19 protein-coding genes are annotated in these 19345 nt (G+C 70.8%); 6 read left to right on the plus strand and 13 right to left on the minus strand.

The window, feature by feature from the left end; all coding sequences use genetic code 11:
• Positions 1 to 4: 4 nt before the first annotated feature.
• Positions 5 to 571, plus strand: a complete 567-nt coding sequence (locus AC067Z_RS08600; protein WP_478788725.1) for a hypothetical protein — start codon at positions 5 to 7, stop codon at positions 569 to 571.
• Between the two features lie 46 nt (positions 572 to 617).
• Here AC067Z_RS08600 and hemC read toward each other — a convergent pair whose 3' ends face one another.
• Positions 618 to 1553: a hydroxymethylbilane synthase gene (gene hemC / locus AC067Z_RS08605; RefSeq protein ID WP_478788726.1), complete on the minus strand. Its 936-nt coding sequence runs from the start codon at positions 1551 to 1553 to the stop codon at positions 618 to 620.
• A gap of 169 nt (positions 1554 to 1722) precedes the next feature.
• On the opposite strand from hemC, the gene AC067Z_RS08610 reads away from it, so the two are divergent.
• Both AC067Z_RS08610 and AC067Z_RS08615 read left to right on the plus strand, forming a co-directional pair.
• On the plus strand, positions 1723 to 2802 hold the full coding sequence (locus tag AC067Z_RS08610; RefSeq protein ID WP_478788727.1) for a right-handed parallel beta-helix repeat-containing protein: 1080 nt from the start codon (positions 1723 to 1725) through the stop codon (positions 2800 to 2802).
• 93 nt (positions 2803 to 2895) lie between these two features.
• Positions 2896 to 3924 (plus strand): methyltransferase, encoded by a 1029-nt coding sequence (locus tag AC067Z_RS08615; protein WP_478788728.1) that lies wholly within the window; start codon positions 2896 to 2898, stop codon positions 3922 to 3924.
• 89 nt (positions 3925 to 4013) lie between these two features.
• Here AC067Z_RS08615 and AC067Z_RS08620 read toward each other — a convergent pair whose 3' ends face one another.
• The 7 genes from AC067Z_RS08620 to AC067Z_RS08650 form a co-directional block, all read right to left on the minus strand.
• The gene (locus AC067Z_RS08620; protein WP_478788729.1) at positions 4014 to 4346 is read right to left on the minus strand and encodes a TcmI family type II polyketide cyclase; all 333 of its coding nucleotides are present in this window, start codon (positions 4344 to 4346) and stop codon (positions 4014 to 4016) included.
• Between the two features lie 39 nt (positions 4347 to 4385).
• The gene (locus AC067Z_RS08625; protein ID WP_478788730.1) at positions 4386 to 4865 is read right to left on the minus strand and encodes an SRPBCC family protein; all 480 of its coding nucleotides are present in this window, start codon (positions 4863 to 4865) and stop codon (positions 4386 to 4388) included.
• A gap of 1 nt (position 4866) precedes the next feature.
• Positions 4867 to 5124, minus strand: coding sequence for an acyl carrier protein (locus AC067Z_RS08630; protein ID WP_478788731.1), 258 nt, complete (start codon positions 5122 to 5124; stop codon positions 4867 to 4869).
• A gap of 26 nt (positions 5125 to 5150) precedes the next feature.
• Positions 5151 to 6398: a ketosynthase chain-length factor gene (locus AC067Z_RS08635; protein WP_478788822.1), complete on the minus strand. Its 1248-nt coding sequence runs from the start codon at positions 6396 to 6398 to the stop codon at positions 5151 to 5153.
• A complete protein-coding gene (locus tag AC067Z_RS08640) occupies positions 6398 to 7663 on the minus strand; it encodes a beta-ketoacyl-[acyl-carrier-protein] synthase family protein (RefSeq protein ID WP_478788732.1) in 1266 nt (421 codons plus the stop codon). The genes AC067Z_RS08635 and AC067Z_RS08640 overlap by 1 nt, the downstream gene beginning before the upstream one ends.
• Positions 7660 to 8100, minus strand: a complete 441-nt coding sequence (locus tag AC067Z_RS08645) for a cupin domain-containing protein (RefSeq protein WP_478788733.1) — start codon at positions 8098 to 8100, stop codon at positions 7660 to 7662. The genes AC067Z_RS08640 and AC067Z_RS08645 overlap by 4 nt, the downstream gene beginning before the upstream one ends.
• A gap of 86 nt (positions 8101 to 8186) precedes the next feature.
• Positions 8187 to 9311, minus strand: a complete 1125-nt coding sequence (locus tag AC067Z_RS08650; protein ID WP_478788734.1) for a SchA/CurD-like domain-containing protein — start codon at positions 9309 to 9311, stop codon at positions 8187 to 8189.
• Between the two features lie 256 nt (positions 9312 to 9567).
• Between AC067Z_RS08650 and AC067Z_RS08655 the strand changes: the two genes are divergently transcribed.
• Complete coding sequence (locus tag AC067Z_RS08655) at positions 9568 to 11229, plus strand: FAD-dependent oxidoreductase (protein WP_478788735.1); 1662 nt, start codon at positions 9568 to 9570, stop codon at positions 11227 to 11229.
• A gap of 201 nt (positions 11230 to 11430) precedes the next feature.
• Positions 11431 to 12786, plus strand: coding sequence for an NADP-specific glutamate dehydrogenase (gdhA, locus tag AC067Z_RS08660; RefSeq protein WP_478788736.1), 1356 nt, complete (start codon positions 11431 to 11433; stop codon positions 12784 to 12786).
• 78 nt (positions 12787 to 12864) lie between these two features.
• On the opposite strand, the gene AC067Z_RS08665 is transcribed toward gdhA, so the two are convergent.
• The 5 genes from AC067Z_RS08665 to AC067Z_RS08685 form a co-directional block, all read right to left on the minus strand.
• Positions 12865 to 13695, minus strand: a complete 831-nt coding sequence (locus tag AC067Z_RS08665) for an endo alpha-1,4 polygalactosaminidase (RefSeq protein WP_478788737.1) — start codon at positions 13693 to 13695, stop codon at positions 12865 to 12867.
• Entirely contained in the window at positions 13695 to 14357 is a 663-nt protein-coding gene (locus tag AC067Z_RS08670) for a TetR/AcrR family transcriptional regulator (protein ID WP_478788738.1), read from the minus strand. Before AC067Z_RS08670 ends, AC067Z_RS08665 begins: the two co-directional genes overlap by 1 nt.
• Positions 14358 to 14556: 199 nt before the next feature.
• Positions 14557 to 15582 (minus strand): LacI family DNA-binding transcriptional regulator, encoded by a 1026-nt coding sequence (locus tag AC067Z_RS08675; protein WP_478788739.1) that lies wholly within the window; start codon positions 15580 to 15582, stop codon positions 14557 to 14559.
• 119 nt (positions 15583 to 15701) lie between these two features.
• Complete coding sequence (locus AC067Z_RS08680) at positions 15702 to 16604, minus strand: carbohydrate kinase family protein (RefSeq protein ID WP_478788740.1); 903 nt, start codon at positions 16602 to 16604, stop codon at positions 15702 to 15704.
• Positions 16601 to 17635, minus strand: a complete 1035-nt coding sequence (locus AC067Z_RS08685) for a LacI family DNA-binding transcriptional regulator (RefSeq protein WP_478788741.1) — start codon at positions 17633 to 17635, stop codon at positions 16601 to 16603. The genes AC067Z_RS08680 and AC067Z_RS08685 overlap by 4 nt, the downstream gene beginning before the upstream one ends.
• A 352-nt stretch (positions 17636 to 17987) precedes the next feature.
• Between AC067Z_RS08685 and AC067Z_RS08690 the strand changes: the two genes are divergently transcribed.
• On the plus strand, positions 17988 to 19262 hold the full coding sequence (locus AC067Z_RS08690; protein ID WP_478788742.1) for an extracellular solute-binding protein: 1275 nt from the start codon (positions 17988 to 17990) through the stop codon (positions 19260 to 19262).
• Positions 19263 to 19345 lie beyond the last annotated feature (83 nt).

Below are 19345 nucleotides of genomic sequence, written 5' to 3' on the forward strand. Positions count from 1 at the left end.
CGCCGTGGAGCAGCGCATAGATCCGAACGCCAAGCAGGAGTTTGCCGCGAGTCTGGACCCGGCCTTCGTGCCCGGCCTCGTCGGCCCCCGGCCCTCCGCCGCGCAGGCGGCCGAGTCGGAGGACGCCCCCGTCGAGGACTCCGTTCCCGACCCCGGGACCGAGTCCGGGCCCGGGTCCGGGCCCGAGGCCGGCTCCGGGGTCGCGGACGTCCCGGAAGCCGAGGACGGCGGAGACGCAGTCACCTCGGACACCGAGGACGGCGAGGAGAAGGACGAAGAGCAAGAGGACGAGCAGGGCCCCGTCTTCGAGGTGAGCGACCGCCGCGGCTCGATCACCGCGAACCGCGAGGGCATCCGCTTCCGGCTGGACGACCAGGAGGCGGATTTCCGCTGGGACGAGATCGGAGCGGTCGAGGTCAAGCCCCAGCGCTTCGGCCGCCGTTTCACCGTCACCGTCCATATGACGACGAAGCGTTGGTTCAACGCCGAGGTCGAGGCGGACTCCAGGGCACGCCTGAAGGAATGGGCGGACGAACTGGACGCGGTTCTGGACGCCTACTTCGAGGAGTGACAGGCGCGGCCCCGGGGCCGGGCGGCTCAGGCCGCCCGGCTCCGGGTCAGTGCGCGATGCCGTCGATGAGTTCGCGCGCTCCCTGCCGCAGCAGGGCGACGGCCACGGACGTGCCGAGCGTGGCCGGGTCGAGCGGGCCCGCCCATTCGTGCGCGTTGAGGACGGTCTTTCCGTCCGGGGTGAACACCTTGGCCCGCAGCGACAGGTCGCCGTTCCGCTCGGCCTGGGCGTAACCCGCGATGGGGCTGTTGCAGTGGCCCTGGAGGACGTGCAGGAACATCCGCTCCGCCGTCGTCTCCCGGTACGCGTCCGGATCGCCGAGCGCGCTCACCGCGTCGATCAGACGCGCGTCGCCCTCGCGGCACTGCAGGGCGAGGACGCCCGCACCGATCGGCGGGCACATCCTCTCCACGGACAGGATCTCGGTGATCACGTCGCTGCGTCCGATGCGCTCCAGTCCGGAGACCGCGAGCAGCAGCGCGTCCGCATCGCCCGCGTGAAGTTTCTCCAGCCGCCGGTTGGCGTTCCCCCGCATCGGCACGCACTGCAGATGCGGGTGGGACGCGGCCAGTTGCGCGCTGCGCCGGACGGAGGACGTGCCGATACGCGTACCGGCGGGCAGCTCGTCGAGGGTGCGGCCGCCGGGGTGGATCAGGGCGTCGCGGATGTCGTCGCGCTCGAGGAAGGCCGCGAACACCGTTCCGGCGGGCAGAGGGCGGTCCGCGGGGATGTCCTTGACGCAGTGCACGGCCAGATCGGCCTCACCCGCCAGCAGCGCCGCGTCCACCTCCTTGGTGAACGCGCCCTTGCCGTCGACCTGCGCCAGATCACCCATCCAGCGGTCCCCCGTCGTCGTGATGGGCACCACCTCGGTGCGCGTACCGGGGTACAGCGCGGCCAGATCGGCGCGGACACGCTCCACCTGGGCGAGAGCCATGGGCGAGGAACGGGAGACGATGCGGATCCGCTCGGGCGCAGTCATGGCATCCACGATAGAGCGTCGTACGCGCCTCCCCGGCCACCGCAGACGCATCCGGCACCGCCGTGCGTTCGGGGGCAATTGCTCTGCCCGGGGAATTGACGCGCGCGACACGATCAACATACGCACCGGTTTGTCGCGAATTATCGGTTTTGACGCATAGCTTCGGACCATGACGACTCGACACATCACCCTCCTCGCCTCTGCCGCCCTGCTCATTGCCTCCGGAGTCGGCGCCGCCGCCCCCGGCCATGCCTCCAAGACCCTCCATGTACAGCCCGGCCAGTCGATCCAGGCCGCCGTCGATGCCGCCCGCCCGGGTGACACGATCAGGCTCGCCGCCGGGACGTACAAGCAGAGCGTGCTGATCACGAAGTCGGACCTCACCCTGCGCGGTGCGGGCACCAGCACCGTGATCAAGCCCGCCGCCAAGGCCGCCAAGGGCGCCAAGGCTGCCAAGGCCTCCTGCGCCGCGGCGGGCAACGGCATCTGTGTGCTGGGCACGGCGAAAAAACCGGTGAAGCGGGTGCAGCTGAGGTCACTGGCGCTCTCCGGCTTCGACAAGAGCGGTGTCTGGGCGTCCCGGACCGACCGGCTGACGGTCCGTGATGTGCTGTCCGAGAAGAACGGCACGTGGGGGATCGCCGAGGAACGCTCCACCCGGTCCGTTCTCAGGGACAACGCCGTCCGGTCCAACGGCGACGCGGGCATCTTCGTCGCGAACACGGTCTCCGAGGAGGCCGGCGCGACCGACACCCTCGGGACGCGGATCCAGGCCAACGAGATGTCGGGCAACCGCATCGGCGCCACCGTGAGGCGGGTCAGGAACCTCACCGTCGACGACAACGTGATGGTCGCGAACTGCGCGGGTCTCTTCCTCGTCGGCGACGAATCGCGCCCGCGGGCCGGTGCCCTGACGGTCAGTGGCAACTATGTCGCCCGGAACAACAAGTCGTGCCCGGCGAGCGCCAGGCTGCCCCGGATCCAGGGCGCGGGCATCGTTCTCACCGGCACCGAGAACATCCTCGTCAAGTCCAACCTGGTCCGGGACAACGTGGGCGACTCCCCGTTCTCCGGCGGGATCGTTCTCTTCAAGAGCGTTGTGGGCACGGCCGGTTCCGACAACGTGATCCGCGACAACATCGTGCTGCGCAACGGGTCGGCCGACCTTGCCAACCGGGACTCCGAGGGCACCGGCAACCGCTTCGACGCCAATATGTGCGGCGTTTCCGAGCCCGCCGGCATGTGCTGACCGACGTCGGGGGGACCGACCTGTCGGGCCATCCGGCCGCGTGGGGGATCCGACGGGCCGGATCGCCGGCCCACTCACGAGAAACGAGGCGGCATGACCACCGCACCCACCACACCCCCTGACGCCATGCGGCTGCGGGAACTCGTGTTCGGCGCTGCCTGCGCCGCAGCCGTGCGCGCCGCGGCCCGGCTCGGCGTCGCCGACGCACTGGGCGAGACGCCGGCGACCGCCGAGGAACTGGCAGCGGCAGTGAAGACCGACACCAGGGCACTGCGGCGCATGATCCGCGCGCTGTCCTGCTACGGCATCTTCGCCGAGGAGGCGGACGGCCGGTTCGTCCACACCGAGATGTCCCGGCTGCTGCGCGAGGACGACCCGCACAGCCTCCGCTACATCGCCCTGTGGTGCACCGAGCCGTGGACCTGGGCCGCCTGGCCCCGGCTCGACGAGGCGGTGCGCACCGGGGACAGCGTCTTCGGAGAGCTGTACGGCAAGGAGTTCTTCACCTACCTGCACGAGGACGCCGAGGAGTCGGCGCACGTCTTCAACCGGGCCATGACCACCTCCAGTGTCCAGTCGGCACGGGACGTCGCCGAACTCCTCGACCTCACCGGGGTGTCGACGGTCGCCGACATCGGCGGCGGCCAGGGCCACGTCCTGGCGAGCCTGCTGGAGAAGCACAAAGGCATCAAGGGAACGCTCCTCGACCTGCCCCGCGTCGTCGCCAACGCCGACCCCCGGCTGCGCGACGGCGGTGCGCTCGCCGACCGCGTGACGATCCTCCCCGGTGACTGCCGGGAGGACATCCCGGTCGACGTCGACGTCTACGTCATCAAGAACATCCTGGAGTGGGACGACGAGAGCACCCGCAGGACCCTGCGCAACGTCGTCGCAGCGGCCCGCCCGGGCGCCAGGGTGGTGGTGATCGAGAACATGGTCGACGATTCGCCGTCGATGAAGTTCACGACGTCGATGGACCTGCTGCTGCTCCTCAACGTCGGCGGGGCCAAGCACACCATGGAGAGCATGACCACCCGGATCCGTGACGCCGGGCTCGTCGTGGGCGACATCCGCCCTGTCAATGCCTACCTGCACGCGTTCGAGAGCGTGGTTCCCGGCTAGGCCCTGTCCGGGCGAACCGCGGCGCGCAGCCGCACGGCAGACGGCCGGCCCCGCGGATTCAATCCGCGGGGCCGGCCGACGTGTGTCGCTCAGGCGCTCTTCTCGCGCTGCCAGCTGTAGAACTGCGTGGCCATCGCGTCCTTCGGGGTCCGCCAGGTCTGCGGGTCGTAGGGGCTGACGAAGGCCGCGAGCCGTTCGCTGACGTCCCGGAAGGCCGCGTGCTCGGTCACCTTGGCGATCGACGGGCCGGGCGGCCGGTCGGCCTCGATGAGATGGAGGTACACGTCGCCGAACTGGAACAGACTGCGCCGGGTCACCCCGACGAGGTGCGGCAGTTCACCGCTGTCGGAGGCCGCGAAGACGTTGGCGATGTCCGGTGCCGAGCCGGGTGCCATTCGGGCGACTATGAGTGCGTGGTGCATGGGCGTCCCTTCGGAGGCCGTGGTGTGTGGTGGGGGCGTTCAGCCGGGAGTGACCGGGGCCGTCTGGCGGTTGCGGGCACGCTCCTCGATCTTGTCCCGGATGAGGTCCATCTGGGTGCGCGAGTTGCGGTTGATGTTCGCGGTCATCCACTCGTCGTCCACGGGCGCGTCCGGCTTCATCGCGAAGTCCTGCGTCCAGTGCATGCGCACGCCCTGCGGTGTCTCGGTGTACTCCCAGCGGATGTTCATGTACTGGAAGGGGCCGGTCTCGACGCGGCGGGCAAGGACGGTGAGGGCGGCGCGGTCCGCCTCTCGCTCGGACACCCAGCTCCAGACCTTGCCGTTCTCGTCCGGGTACATCGTCAGCCGGAACACCGTCCGGTTGCCCTCGCGTTCGATCACCTCCACGGAGGCGTATTCGGTGAACAGATGCGGCCAGTTGTCGATGTCGTTGGTGACGTCCCACACGAGGTCGAGCGGGGCGTCGATGGTGACGTGGTTCTCGGTGTGCCCGGACATTTCAGGCTCCTGCCATCAGAGAGTCGTTGACGAGGTCGAGGAATTGGCGTGGGGTCTTGCAGCGGTCCGCGTCGGGGGGCAGCGCCTGGCCGTAACGGTTCTCGAGCTCGCCCACGATGCCGAGCAGCCCCAGCGAGTCGAGGCCGTAGACCTCGAAAGGGGTGTCCGGGCTGCGGTCCATCTCCTGCGGGTCGACGGATATGCCGGCGCCCTTCTTCATCAGCGCGGACAGTTCGGCGACGGTCAGTTGTGCGGTCATGTGCGTTCTCCTTCTCGCGGGGTCCGTCAGTCGGATGTGCCGGGGCCGCGCAGCACGAGCGCCGCGTTGGACCCCATGAGGCCCCGGCTCAGTACCAGCGCCGTGCGCAGCTCGGCGGGGCGGGCCGAACCGGTGACGAGGGCGAGGTCGTGGCAGATGTCGAACACATGCGGAGTGGGTGGGACGACGCCGTGCTCCATCGCGAGCACGGCGGCTGCCGTGTCGAGCACGGGCGCTCCGCAGTACGCCCGGCCGGTGCCGCTCTTGGGTGCCGTCACCGGCACCCGCGTTCCGTGCGGGCCGAGTGCGTCCGCGATGGCCAGGGCCTCGGCGCGGTCCGCCTCCGGCAGCCCGAGTGCGTCCGCGAAGACCACATCGATCTCCTCGGGAGCACAGTCCGCCGCGTGGAGTGCGCCGCGGATCGCCCGGGCGAGACCTTCGCGCGACTCCTCCCACCGGGACGCCCCGGTGAACGTCGCCGCGTGCCCGGCCACCGTGGCCCGGATCGTGGCGCCCCTGTTCCGGGCCGCCCTCTCGTCCTCGACGACGAGCATCGCGCCGCCCTCCGCGGGGACGAACCCGCACGCCTGGGCCGAGAACGGCCGGTAGGCGCGGTCGGGGTCCGCGCTGGTGCTCAGCTCCCGGTAGCCCAGCTGGCAGACGATGGAGTACGGGGCGAGCGGTGCCTCGGCCGCGCCGACGACGACCGAGTCCGTGCCCCGCCGCACGGCCGCGGCGGCGTGTGCGATGCCGTCGAGCCCGCCTGCCTCGTCGCTGGCGACGACGCCGCAGGGGCCCTTGAAGCCGCCACGGATGGAGATCTGGCCTGTGCTCGCCGCGTAGAACCAGGCGATGGACTGGTACGGCCCGACATAGGTCGAGCCCTGGCTCCACAGCCGTTGCAGTTCACGCTGGCCGAACTCGCCGCCGCCGGACCCGGCTGCCGTGACCACGCCGATCGCGAACGCAGCGTCGTCGGGGGCGCCGACCACGATCCGTGCATCGGCCATGGCCATGTCGGCCGCCGCCATCGCGAAATGGCTGAACCGGTCCGTCTGTACCAGGAAGCGTTCCTCGACGAGCGGTTCGGGGTCGAAGCCGCGGACCTCGCCGGCGACGCGGAGCGGCAGATGCCCGCAGCCCTCGCGGCTGACGTGGTCCAGGGCGCTGATGCCCTCGACCGTGGCCTTCCAGAACGCGTCGGTGCCCACTCCGTTGGGGGCGACGACGCCGATACCGGTGACGACCGGGCGACGGGGCTGTCCGGTGCTCATCATGTACTCCCACCTGGCCGGGTGAGCACCACCGCGGACTGGAAACCGCCGAACCCGCTGCCGACCGACAGCACGGTCCGTAGCTTCAGCGCGCGTGCGGTGCGCGGCACATAGTCGAGATCGCATTCGGGGTCGGGCGTCTCGTAGTTCGCCGTCGGCGGCACCACCTGCTTGGCCAGCGCGAGCACGCAGGCCACGACCTCGATCGCGCCGATCGCGCCGAGCGAGTGCCCCACCATGGATTTGATGGAACTCATCGGCACCTTGTACGCGTGCTCACCGAGCGAGCGCTTCACGGCGGCGGTCTCGTGCCGGTCGTTCTGCTGCGTCCCGGATCCGTGCGCGTTGACGTAGTCGACGTCCGACCCGTCGAGCCGGGCGTGGCCCAGTGCGTGGTCGATCGCGTGCGCCATCTCCAGGCCCTCACGGGTGAGGCCGGTCATGTGATGGGCGTTGCCGTAGGTGGCGTAGCCTCCTATCTCGCAGTACACCGTCGCCCCGCGGGCCCGGGCGTGCTCCAGCTCCTCCAGGACCAGCACCGCGCCGCCCTCGCCCATCACGAAGCCGTCGCGGTTGGCGTCGAACGGGCGCGACGCGTGTTCCGGGTCGTCGTTGTTCGGCGACGTCGCCCTGATGGCGTCGAAGCACGCCACCGTGATCGGGGAGATCGGCGAGTCGGAGGCTCCGGCGACGCAGATGTCCACCCGGCCGTCCTCGATGGCATGGAAGGCGTAGCCGATGGCGTCCAGACCGGAGGTGCAGCCCGTGGACACGGTCTGCACCGGGCCGTGCGCGCCCGTCTGCTCGGCGACCTCGGAGGCGAGGGCGCTGGGCGAGAACGCCCGGTGCAGATGCGGTCCTGCCTCGCTGTGGTCGACGTCCCAGCGGCGGCCCGTGCTGCTGACCGCCACATAGTCGTGTTCCAGCCGCGTCGTGCCGCCGACCGCGGTGCCCATGGACACCCCGACCCGCCACGGGTCCTGTTTCTCCATGTCCAGACCCGCGTCGGCGAGCGCCTCACGGGCCGCGACCATGGCGAACTGCACATACCGGTCGGCTCGTTGCACCTGCTGGGCGTCGAGCCCGTGCACCACGGGATCGAAGTCCACCTCGGCGGCGATTCGGGAACGGAAGCCGGTCGGGTCGAAGAGCGTGATGCCCCGTGTCGCCGTCCGTCCGTCCGCGAGCAGATCCCAGAATGCCGGGGCGCCCACGCCTCCGGGTGCGACGATGCCGACACCGGTCACCGCCACACGTCGGTTCACGAAACCGCTCCCGTGGCCTGGGCCGGCCGTCGCTCTCCGGCGCCTTCAGCGGCGGGGGTCTCCTCGGTGTCCACATGCCCGAGCTCCGGACGGGGCGCGAGCGGACCCAGATGGAAGACCATGCGGGCCTCGGTGCTGCCCACGTTGCGGAACCGGTGGCGTACGTACGGCGGGATCATCAGACCCTGGTCCGTACGGATCGGGAACGTCTCACCGTCCAGATCGACTTCGAGTTCGCCCGCGACGACGTAGACGAACTCCTCGGAGTACGGGTGGTAGTGCTCGCCGATCCGGTCGCCCGGCTCGACCAGCGCCAGCCCCATGAAGCCGCTCGTGGCGCCCACGGCGGTCGGGGTGAGCATGGCGCGCAGATCGCCTCCGCGCCTGCGATTGGGCTGGGTGTCGCCGAGGTCGACGATGCGATGCGTAGTGCTCATGACTGTTTCCTCCAGAGGCCGTTGGCCGGGTGCCGTGGGTGCGGGGCGCCCCCGCCCCGCGGTGCGGGGCACGGGCGCGGGTCGCGTCAGGACGCGCGACGGTCCGTGATCAGACGCATGTCGGCGTTCTCCAGCAGGCGGGTCGCCGTCTTCACGTCGTCGACCCCGTCCAGACCGAGTGCGTCCAGATCGAGCAGGCGGGCCAGCATCGCGGCCTTGCGCGGGCCCTGGGCCCCGGCGGCCAGCAGCGGGTCGTTGTCGAGCGGCCCGCGGGCGTCGACGAGCCGTACGACGATGTCGTCGCGCTGGAAGACGGTGCTGCTGTCGACCAGACTGCCCGGGTCGTTCGCCGCGGCCTCGTCCTGAGTGGCGAGGAGCCGGGCGAGCGCCATTCCGCAGCCCTCCTTGGCGGGGTAGAGCAGCGCGTGCCGTTCGACGTCCCGGTTCCGGTCGCCCGCCGCCGCCAGATGGTGGACGGCGGGGAGCGCGGCCCGGGTGAAGAACACCCGCGCCGACTGCGGGTCGTCGAGGTCGCGGTCCTGCTCCAGGTACGGGTTGATGGCCTCCTCGACCGCCCGGACCTCGGGCTGGCGTGCCACGTGCCGCAGCGCGGCCATCAGCTCGCCCTGGACCTCGACGGTGCGCACCACCCGATTGCCGTGCATGAACAAAGACGTGCGGCGCAGCCGGGTCTCGTCGTCGACCCGGGCCTGGGGCGAGACGTAGCCGGCCAGGATCTCCGCGACGGCGCGTTCGCTGCCCGGCTTGACGGTGAAGGTCAGCGCATGCCGGACGACTCCGTCGCCGACCCGCGGCGCGGCCTGCAGTCCGGCGGTGCGCCGTGGAGAGGCGGGCCGCTGCGGGTGCACGTTCTCGGTCTCGCGCAGAACGCTGAAACGCAGCGAGCGGGTGTCCCGTACGCAGTCGTGCAGTGGCCGCACCGTTTCGACGTGTTCCTCGCTGTTGACCCAGGCCAGGAACGGCGGTGCGCTCTCCCATTCGCTGGTGATCAGCCACTGGGAGGGATTCTCGATCGACTGGCACAGCTGGTCGCTGATGTGCCCGGGCACCGATGCCACCTGGTGGCGCATGTGCTCGTACGCCGTGAGGAACTCCTGCTGGGCGCCGTCGTGCAGGTCCAGCAGCAGCACCACGCGCAGCCGGGAGCCGTCGAAGGCCGACTGGGATATACGTTCGGACAGCGTCGTCATGGTCACGCCTCTCCTTTGACAGTGAGGCCGCCACACCGGAGCACGACACCGGCCCTCGGAGATCCCGAGCGTTGAGATCCGATGCACACGGTCCGTTTCTGCCGTGACGCATCGTGGCGGTCCGGCTTCGATCGTCTGTCAGGTACCACCGGTGGCGCGAGATGTATGAACCACCCGGGTGAAGCGACGCCCGAAGCACCGCCGCGGGGGCATGGAAACGTCGTCCCCTTCCCGACGGCATCAGCAGGAGCCAACGATGCAACAACAAGCCGACGTGCGCGTACCGGTCCTCGTCGTGGGCGGCTCCCTTGTGGGCCTGTCCACGTCACTCTTCCTCGGGCGGCTCGGAATCGAGCACATGGTCGTCGAGCGCCACGCGGGCACCTCGAAGCATCCGCGCGGCCGAGGCAACAACGTCCGCACCATGGAGCTGTTCCGCACGGCGGGTGTCGAGGACGGCATCCGCGAAGCCGCGATGGTCCTCGCCGACAACCACGGGATCCTCCAGATCCCCTCGCTCACCGGCGGTGACGACGGCGAATGGCTGATCAAGGAGGTCCAGGAGAGCAGCGGCGCGGCCCGGTTCAGCCCCGCCGCCTGGTGCGTGTGCAGCCAGAACGACCTGGAGCCCGTCCTTCTCGAGTACGCCCGCAAGCACGGCGGCGACCTGAGGTTCTCCACCCAGATGCGCTCCTTCGAGCAGGACGGGACCGGCGTCACCGCCGTCGTCGAGGACCGCGCGACCGGCCGGCCCTTCACGGTGCGCGCCGACTACCTCGTCGCGGCCGACGGGCCGCGCAGTCCCGTGCGCGAGCGGCTGGGCATCAAGCACTCCGGCCCCGGCGACCTGTTCCACAACGTGAGCGTCACCTTCAGCTCGCTCGGCCTGGCCGAGGTCGTCGGCGGCCGTCGCTTCATCGTCTGCTACCTGACCGACCCCGCGGCGGACGGCGCCCTGCTGCCCGTGGACAACGCGGAGAAGTGGGTGTTCCACATCCCGTGGCAGCCCGAACAGGGCGAGACGCTCGAGGACTTCACGGACCAGCGGTGCATCGAGCACATCCGCCGGGCGACCGGAGCCCTCGACCTCGATGTCGAGATCACCGGCAAGGCGCCGTGGCACGCCGCCGAGCGGGTCGCCGAACGGTACTCCGACGGCCGTGTCTTCCTCGCGGGGGACTCCGCCCACGAAATGTCGCCCACGGGGGCGTTCGGCTCCAACACCGGCATCCAGGACGCGCACAACCTGGCATGGAAGCTCGCCGCCGTCCTGAACGGCACAGCCGGACCGGGCCTGTTGGAAACCTACGACGCCGAGCGCCGTCCGGTGGCGGAGGCCACCAGCGCCCGCGCGTCGGCCCGCTCGGAGGAGCACAGTCACCCCGGCTACGCACCGGCCCCGGGCGGCGGCGGCAGGCAGAGCGGCATGCTCGCGGTCGCCCTCGCCTACCGCTACCGGGACGGCGCCGTCATCGGAGCCGATACCGGACTGCCCGTCGTACCCCAGGGGATGGACCTCTCGGGCGAACCCGGCAGCCGCGCGCCGCATCTGTGGGTGCACCGGCCCGGCGAAGTCCGCCGGATCTCCACCCTCGACCTCTTCGAGCAGTCCTTCGTGCTGCTGACCGGGGCCGGCCCCGGCGGCGCCGCCTGGCACGCGGCCGCGGGGCGGGTCGCCGACCGGCTGCGCATCCCGCTGGACGCCCACCGGATCGGCGAGGGCCCCGACGCCGACCTGGTGCCGGAATCCGGGACCGAGTTCGCCGCGACATGCGGCACGACGGACGAAGGGGCGCTGCTGGTGCGGCCCGACGGCTTCGTGGCATGGCGTGCGGCCGGCCCGGTCGCCGACCCCGAAGAGGTGCTGACGCAGGCCCTCGAGTCGCTGCTGCACCGCTCACCGGCGGACCGCCGCTGAGCGGCAGCCGGCCCACGCGGCAGTGGGGGAGGCGCGCGTCCGCCTCCCTGCTGCCGCCTCGTCACCAGGACGCAGAGCACGGCGGGATGCGCCCCGGTGAACGCCAGAAGCGGGGGGACCGTACTCCACGCCGGCAACGACACCTGGACCACCGCCATGGCCGGGCACCGAAAACGCCGGCCGGGCAGGAAGGGACATGCTGTGACAGCTTCACCCCCGAAGGACCGGCAGACCGCCCTCCTCGCCGAGCTCGTACGCCGCAATCCGGCAGAGCCCGAGTTCCACCAGGCCGCGCACGAGGTCCTGGAGAGCCTCACCCCCGTGTTCGCCGCGCGCCCCGAGTACGCCGAACCGGGGCTCCTCGAACGCCTCCTGGAGCCGGAGCGGCAGATCGTCTTCCGGGTGCCCTGGCAGGACGACGGCGGTGCGGTCCACGTCAACCGCGGCTACCGGGTGGAGTTCAACAGCGCGCTCGGTCCCTACAAGGGCGGTCTGCGCTTCCACCCCTCGGTGAATCCCGGCGTCGTGAAGTTCCTCGGCTTCGAGCAGATCTTCAAGAACGCGCTGACCGGGCTCGGCATCGGCGGCGGGAAGGGCGGCAGCGACTTCGATCCCCGGGGCCGCTCCGACACCGAGGTGATGCGCTTCTGCCAGTCCTTCATGACCGAACTCCACCGGCACATCGGTGAGTACACCGATGTGCCCGCCGGTGACATCGGCGTCGGCACCAGGGAGATCGGCTATCTCTTCGGCCAGTACCGGCGCATCACCAATCGCTGGGAGGCGGGTGTGCTCACCGGCAAGGGCCTCGACTGGGGCGGCTCGGCGTTCCGCACCCAGGCGACGGGCTACGGCAGCGTGCTCTTCGCGGCCGAGATGCTCAACCGGCGCGGTGAGGAGCTGGCGGGCCTCACGGCCGTCGTCTCCGGCTCGGGAAACGTCGCCGTCCACACCATCGAGAAACTCGCGAAGAGCGGTGCGCACCCCGTCACCTGCTCCGACTCGCAGGGGTGTGTCGTGGACGAAAAGGGCATCGACGTCGAACTGCTCCGGCAGATCAAGGAGGTGGAGCGCGGGCGCGTCAGCGAGTACGCGGATCGCCGGGGCGCGTCGGCCCGCTATCTGCCCGGCGGGAGCGTGTGGGACGTCCCCGCCGACATCGCGTTCCCCTCTGCCACGCAGAACGAGCTCGACGGCCGGCATGCCCTCACCCTCGTCCGCAACGGCGTCAAGGCGGTGTCGGAGGGCGCCAACATGCCGTGCACGCCCGAGGCGGTACGCATCCTGCAGGACGCGGGTGTCGCCTTCGGCCCCGGTAAGGCGGCCAACGCGGGCGGTGTCGCGGTCAGCGCGCTGGAGATGCGCCAGAACGCCGCCCGGGACATCTGGACACCTGCCCGGGTGGAGAACGAACTCTCCCTGATCACGGGGGAGATCCACCGCATCTGCCACGAGACGGCGGAGAGCTACGGTGTGCCCGGCGACTATGTGGCGGGCGCCAACATCGCGGGCTTCGAACGGGTCGCCGACGCGATGCTCGCGCAGGGACTCGTCTGAGACAGCACGGCCCGCCGGTCCGTCACGGACCGGCGGGCCGTGGCGTGTCCGGCGGCGCATGAGGGATGCGCAGGGAACTCAGCAGACCCGGCGCAGATGTCCCTGCTCGCCGGCGGGAAGCAGATCGCGGTCCCGCAGCGTCACCGACAGTTCCCCGCGCCAGGAACGGCAGGCGGTGTCGAAGTCCTCCGTCTCGTACTCGACGTCGAAGACCCGGCCGTCGTACGCGTCGAGATACGCGCCGCACTCCTGGTAGCGGGCGCACTCCTCCGCGACCGCGAAGTCGAACCCGATGTACGCGCGCTCGCCCAGCAGCTCCGAGGTGTTCTTCTGGGCGACGGCCAGACCGCGCTCATGGGCCCGGCCGGTCAGCAGCCGCGCGAACGCGATCGCGTGATCCTCGGTGAGCAGGCCACCCGAACGCGTGTAGGAGTCGAGGTTGTCGGGCTCCACCGCGTCGAAGCCGTCCTTCGCGCAGCCGTCGATCCAGGGTCCGACGACGGCGAGCAGCGACCGGCGCTTGGCGGGGGTGGAGATGTCGAGGAGCGGTTCGCCCCAGTCCTCGTCGACGACGGGAGAACCGTCGCGGCCGTGCAGAAGCAGATCCGGGTGGTTCTTCCGCCACCAGGTGACGGCGTCGCCCGGCTGTGTCTGGAACGCGTTGACGTAGCAGACGTTGTAGAGGCCGGCCGCGGGCTCGGACGTACGGTCGCGGGCTACCGCCTCGACCTTCCCGGCGGGCGGATAGGCGCCGCCCAGCTGGTAGTCGAACACGGCGTCGGCGGACGGCAGGCGCACGGCCTCCGCGTCGGAACCCGGCGCCGGCTCCGGCGTTCTTGAGCAGGCGGCGAGCAGGAGCAGCAGAGCGGCGGCCGCGCATGCGCCGCGGGCACGGGAGGGGGCGCGCATCAGTCCCGTTCTTCCGCCTCGTCACGGGCGCCGGGCCGTGCCGCGAGGTCACGCACCTCTGCCTCGGCTCGCGCGGCCGGGACACCGGCGGCGATGAGCACCGTGATGGCGGTCGCCCCGCCGTCGTCCTGCCAGTCCCCGGTGTTGACACTTTCCAGCAGCGACAGCGTCAGGGCTTCCAGAGCCGCGCTGAGCACGGGTGCCGGCACATGGGTGTGGAACGCGCCGGCGGACCGGCCCCGCTCCAGGATCCCGTTCACCGCCGTACGTGCGGGGGCGAGCACCTCGGCCACGCGCTCCACCCCCAGATCGCGGCGGGCCAGGGCGAGCAGCATGCGGTAGCGGTCGCCGATCGGCCAGATGGTGAGCACGAAACGGGCCAGCGCCCGCTCGGCGGGTGCGTCCGCGCCGTCCGCCCCCGAGAGCGAGCCGACGGCGGCGTGCAGCGCCTGGGCCGCCTCGTCGGCGAGCGCCTCCAACAGCGCGGTCCGGCCCGGGAAGTGGCCGTAGACCGTACGGCGCACGACACCCGCCGCCCGGGCGATCTCCTCCAGCGTCGCGTCCGGGTCGGCCGCCAGCTCGTGCCGGGCCACGGCCAGGATCCGGGCGCGGTTGGAGCGGGAGTTGCGCCTCTGCGGCTCGCGTGCGGCGGGCTTCGTCACAGCTAGTACCTCGATGGCAGGGGACCGCGACGGTCCCGTCGTCGGGCCTCCATGTTTGCACGACGGCGGGCAACGCCGTTCGCGGTCGGCGGCTCCGGGGCGGGAGGGGTCGCGTACAGGTCGGGCGACAGAATGGGAACGCTCCCAAGAGTGCCGAAAGCGCGCCTCGGGGGTGTGCCCGGACCGGAAGGACGCACGCTCAGGCGGTGCCCCGGCGGATCAGCTCCGTGCGCAGCACGACATTGCGCCAGGCCGCCGCCGGGTCGGCCATCTGATCGAGCAGCACGCGGGCCATCGTGCGGCCCATCTCCTCCACCGGCTGACGGACCGTGGTCAGCTGCGGATCGGTGTGCTGCGCCAGGGGCGAGTCGTCGAAGCCGATGACCGCGACGTCGTCGGGCACCCGGCGGCCGGCCGCGCGCAGCGCGTGCAGGGCCCCCGCGGCCATCACGTCCGACGCCGCGAAGACCGCGTCCAGATCCGGATGCAGGCGCAACAGTCCGCTCATGGCGTGCCGGCCGCTCTCCTCGGTGAAGTCGCCGGCCGCCACCCAGGAGGGGTCGAACGCGGCGCACGCCCCGCGGACCGCCTCCTCGTAGCCGCGCAGCCGGCACTGGGCGACGTACATGTCCGGGCGGCCCGTTATCGTGACGATCTTCCGGCGGCCCGCGGCGGCGAGGTGGCGCACGGCGAGCCGCGCCCCGCCGGCGTTGTCGGAGTCCACGTACGAGACGCTCTCGTCGGCGGTGCGGCGCCCGTTGAGCACGGTCGGCATGTCCATCTCGGAGAGCAGGTCCGGCAGTGGGTCGTCGCGGTGCACCGAGACCAGGAGCACGCCGTCGATGCGGCGGGCCCTGGCGTACTGGAGGAACCGCTCGCGCTCGCGCTCGGTGCGCACCAGGGTCAGCAGCAACTGCAGCTCGGTGTCGGCCAGTCCGATGCCGACGCCGTGGATGATCTCGGAGAAGTACGGCTCGGTGAAGAACCGCTTCTCGGTCTCGGGGACGACGAGGGCGACCGCGTCCGTGCGGCTGCCCGCGAGGGCGCGGGCGGCGTGGTTGGGTACGTAGCCCAGCTCGGCGATGGCCCGCTCGACGGTGCGCCGGGTGGAGTCGCGCACCCCCGGGGACTTGTTGATCACCCGCGACACGGTGCCCCGCCCGACGCCCGCCAGTGCGGCGACCTGTTCGAGCGTGGGCTGGCCGTGACGGCCCCGTGCTGCCATGTGCGCGACCTCCGGTGCCGATGTGCCGTCTCGGGAAGAGCCCCCGGGAGCGCTCCCATTATCAGTCGGGCCGATGGGCTTGTCGAGATCGGCACCACTGGCCCCAAGGACCGGGCACCTCACCGGCAGGCGGCGAGCAGCTCCGGCAGGGAGATGAACGACGTGTGCGTGCCGGCCGTCGTGCAGGCGAAGGCTCCGGCCACCGAGCCCGCCCGTACGCACTCCTCGACGTCGCGCCCTGCGAGGTGCGCGTGCAGGAACGCGGAGACGAAGGCGTCCCCGGCGCCGTTGGTGTCCACCACCGGACGGTCGGGGCGCACCGCCGGGAAGCGGCGGACCTGTTCCTCGCCGCGGACGAGGACATGGCAGCCGTCGGCGCCGTCCGTCGCGACGACCAGCCGGGCCCGCCCCTCGCCGAGGATCGCCCGCAGGACCTCGTCGACCCGTCCGCAGAGCGCCGCGGCGCTCAGGAAGACGAGGTCGGAGGCGAGTGCGTACGTGCGGTGGTGCGGATTGCGGCCGTCCCAGTCGTGCAGATCGGTGGACGACGACGGCCCGAGCCGGTGGACGTCCTCGTACATGTCCCGGTTGTGGCCGGTGATCGACATGTGCACATGCCGCGCGCGCTCCAGGAACGGCAGATAGAAGGAGCGCGGCAGCCGTAGATCCGCCGGGTGGCGGCCGTCGTAGAACGAGAAGCGGCGGCCCTGCGGGTCGACGAGATTGATCCCGCGCGGCGTGCCGTGCGGGGAGACCACATGGCTGAAGTCCAGTCCGTTCGCCGCACAGGAGTCGAGCACCGCGCGGCCCTGCGTGTCCTCGCCGAGGAAGTCGATGAACTTGGTGGCCAGCCCCAGCGCGTGGCAGCCCAGTGCGACGCCGTTTCCGGTGTGTCCCACATGGTCGTGGACCGGCGGCACGGACACCGAGTCGCCGGGCGGCACCTGCAGCGCCTCGACCCGCACGATCGTGTCCACTCCGGCGCCGCCGACCACCAGCACGTCGTAAGCGGGCCTGCTCACTCCTGGGTTCCGGCCCGCTGGGGTCCCGACGCGGTCGAACCGCGGACCACGAGCTCCGGCATGAAGACGAACTCGCTGTGGGGAGCCGGAGTTCCCCCTATCTCCTCCAGCAGCGCCCGGACCGCCGCCTGCCCCATCGCCTGCACGGGCTGGCGGATCGTGGTGAGCGGGGGATCCGTGAATGCTATGAGTGGCGAATCGTCGAAGCCGACCACCGAGATGTCCTTCGGGACGTGCAGTCCCTGCTGGCGCGCCGCCCTGATCGCGCCGAGCGCCATCATGTCGCTGGCGCACACGACCGCCGTGCAGCCCCGGGCGATCAGCCCGGTCGCCGCCGCCTGGCCGCCCTCCAGTGTGTACAGGGAGTGCTGGATCAGTTCCTGCGTCTCCTCGGGGGACAGACCGAGGCGCTCCTTCATCGCGAGCACGAAGCCCTCGATCTTGCGCAGCACCGGCACGAACCGCCTCGGGCCGAGGGCCAGGCCGATCCGGGTGTGGCCGAGGGAGACGAGATGGGTCACGGCGAGCTGCATGGCGGCCCGGTCGTCGGGGGAGACGAACGGCGCCTGCACTTTCGGGGAGAAGCCGTTGACCAGGACGTACGGAACGCCCTGCGCGCGCAGGGCGTCGTAGCGCTGCGTGTCGGCGGTGGTGTCGGCGTGCAGGCCGGAGACGAAGATGATCCCGGACACGCCCCGGTCGACCAGCATCTCGGTCAGCTCGTCCTCGGTCGAGCCGCCGGGCGTCTGGGTGGCGAGGACGGGTGTGTAGCCCTGACGGGTCAGGGCCTGGCCGATCACCTGCGCCAGCGCGGGAAAGATGGGGTTGTCCAGCTCGGGTGTTATCAGGCCGACGAGGCCGGCACTGCGCTGCCGCAGCCGCACGGGACGTTCGTAGCCGAGCACGTCGAGTGCGGCAAGGACCGACTCACGGGTGGCCGCGGCCACACCGGGCTTGCCGTTGAGCACGCGGCTGACTGTGGCTTCACTGACCCCCGCCTGGGCTGCGATGTCGGCGAGCCGCGCGGTCATGGGAGTGGACTGTACCGGTCGTACGAGGGATTGCCCACCAGGTACGGGATTCGGTCGGTTCAGGCGTGATGTGGCGAGAGCCGGGTCACATCGCTGCAAACCCTTGCGGCCCTCTTGCGGAGGCCTTGCAGCAGGGCGCACCCTGTCTCGGGTGGTGGTGTCAAGCGATCCGATGGCAACTCTCCGGACACGCGGATGTAACGATGAGCCGTCCTTGCAGAAATTTGCCGCAAGGTCTTTCCGATGGTTTTCAGCCCTGTTACGTTCCTGGCAACCCGGCGCCGCGAGGGAGCGGTCGGTGGGAGGCACCATCTTCGCCTCCGCCCTTCCGGGCTCAGTTGAAGGAGTTCACATGCGGCGTGGCATAGCGGCCACCGCGCTGGTAGCGGCACTGGCGCTCTCGGCGACGGCGTGCGGTGGGGGTAGCGGCGACGAGGGCAAGGCCGAAGGCCCGGTCACCATCACCTGGTGGGACACCTCGAACGCGACGAACGAGGCGCCCAACTACAAGGCCCTCATCAAGGAGTTCGAGGCGGCCAACAAGGACATCACCGTCGAGTACGTGAACGTCCCCTTCGACCAGGCCCAGAACAAGTTCCAGACCGCCGCCGGCAGCAAGGGCGCCCCGGACATCATCCGCGCCGACGTCGGCTGGACCGGCGCGTGGGCGAAGCAGCAGTTCCTCGCCCCGCTCGACGGCACCGAGGCCCTCGCCAAGAGCGAGGACATCACCCCCGCTCTGCTGAAGCAGGCCCAGTACGAGGGCAAGACCTACGGCGCGCCGATCGTCACCGACACGCTCGCGCTGATGTGGAACAAGGACCTGCTGAAGAAGGCCGGCTTCGATGCCGCGCCCACCACCTGGGACGAGCTGAAGAAGGTCTCCAAGGCTGTCGCCGACAAGACCGACGCCGACGGCTTCTGGCTCAACAAGGCCGGCTACTACCAGATGCCGTTCCTCTACGGCGAGGGCGTCGACCTGATCGACTCCGAGGGCAAGAAGATCACCGTCAACTCGGACAAGGCCACCAAGGCCATCGAGACCAGCAAGAGCCTGCTGGCCGCCGACGGTGTCGCCAAGCTCGACGTGTCCGCCGACTCGTACGCGCACATGCAGGACGCCTTCACGACCGGCAAGGTCGCGATGATCGTCCAGGGTCCGTGGGAGCTCACCAACATCTACAAGGGCACCGCGTTCAAGGACGCGAAGAACCTGGGCCTGTCCTCGGTCCCGGCCGGCTCGACCGGCAAGGCCGGCGCCCCGATCGGCGGTCACAACCTGTCCGTCTACGCCGGTTCCGACTCCGCGCACCAGAAGGCCGCGCAGAAGTTCGTCGGCTGGATGACCTCCGGTGAGACCCAGGCGAAGATCGCGCTGAAGAACAGCACGCTGCCGACCCGCACCTCCGCCTACACCGCCGAGGTCAAGGCGCTGCCCGGCTTCGCGGACATGCAGACCGTGCTCTCGAACAGCGGTCAGGCGCGCGGCTCGGACCCGAGCTACAGCTCGCTGTACACCGACTTCGAGACCAACGTCACCAAGGTCCTCCAGGGCAAGGTCGACGCGCAGAAGGGCCTGGACGACACCGCCGCGGCCTACAAGAAGCTGCTGAAGGACTACTCCTGAGTCCTGCGGCCGGCCCGCCCCGTGCAGACGGGGCGGGCCGGCCGCACAGCCGTTTCCCGACCGACATCCCGCAGTGAACTGCC

It is taken from the genome of Streptomyces sp. NPDC043812, from assembly GCF_056436245.1.

Excerpts from the sequence above, each read along its gene's own strand:
- hemC (WP_478788726.1), bottom strand. The coding sequence starts at position 1,553 with ATGACTGCGCCCGAGCGGATCCGCATCGTCTCCCGTTCCTCGCCCATG.
- AC067Z_RS08610 (WP_478788727.1), top strand. The coding sequence starts at position 1,723 with ATGACGACTCGACACATCACCCTCCTCGCCTCTGCCGCCCTGCTCATT.
- AC067Z_RS08615 (WP_478788728.1), top strand. The coding sequence starts at position 2,896 with ATGACCACCGCACCCACCACACCCCCTGACGCCATGCGGCTGCGGGAA.
- AC067Z_RS08620 (WP_478788729.1), bottom strand. The coding sequence starts at position 4,346 with ATGCACCACGCACTCATAGTCGCCCGAATGGCACCCGGCTCGGCACCG.
- AC067Z_RS08625 (WP_478788730.1), bottom strand. The coding sequence starts at position 4,865 with ATGTCCGGGCACACCGAGAACCACGTCACCATCGACGCCCCGCTCGAC.
- AC067Z_RS08630 (WP_478788731.1), bottom strand. The coding sequence starts at position 5,124 with ATGACCGCACAACTGACCGTCGCCGAACTGTCCGCGCTGATGAAGAAG.
- AC067Z_RS08635 (WP_478788822.1), bottom strand. The coding sequence starts at position 6,398 with ATGAGCACCGGACAGCCCCGTCGCCCGGTCGTCACCGGTATCGGCGTC.
- AC067Z_RS08645 (WP_478788733.1), bottom strand. The coding sequence starts at position 8,100 with ATGAGCACTACGCATCGCATCGTCGACCTCGGCGACACCCAGCCCAAT.
- AC067Z_RS08650 (WP_478788734.1), bottom strand. The coding sequence starts at position 9,311 with ATGACGACGCTGTCCGAACGTATATCCCAGTCGGCCTTCGACGGCTCC.
- AC067Z_RS08655 (WP_478788735.1), top strand. The coding sequence starts at position 9,568 with ATGCAACAACAAGCCGACGTGCGCGTACCGGTCCTCGTCGTGGGCGGC.
- AC067Z_RS08665 (WP_478788737.1), bottom strand. The coding sequence starts at position 13,695 with ATGCGCGCCCCCTCCCGTGCCCGCGGCGCATGCGCGGCCGCCGCTCTG.
- AC067Z_RS08675 (WP_478788739.1), bottom strand. The coding sequence starts at position 15,582 with ATGGCAGCACGGGGCCGTCACGGCCAGCCCACGCTCGAACAGGTCGCC.
- AC067Z_RS08685 (WP_478788741.1), bottom strand. The coding sequence starts at position 17,635 with ATGACCGCGCGGCTCGCCGACATCGCAGCCCAGGCGGGGGTCAGTGAA.
- AC067Z_RS08690 (WP_478788742.1), top strand. The coding sequence starts at position 17,988 with ATGCGGCGTGGCATAGCGGCCACCGCGCTGGTAGCGGCACTGGCGCTC.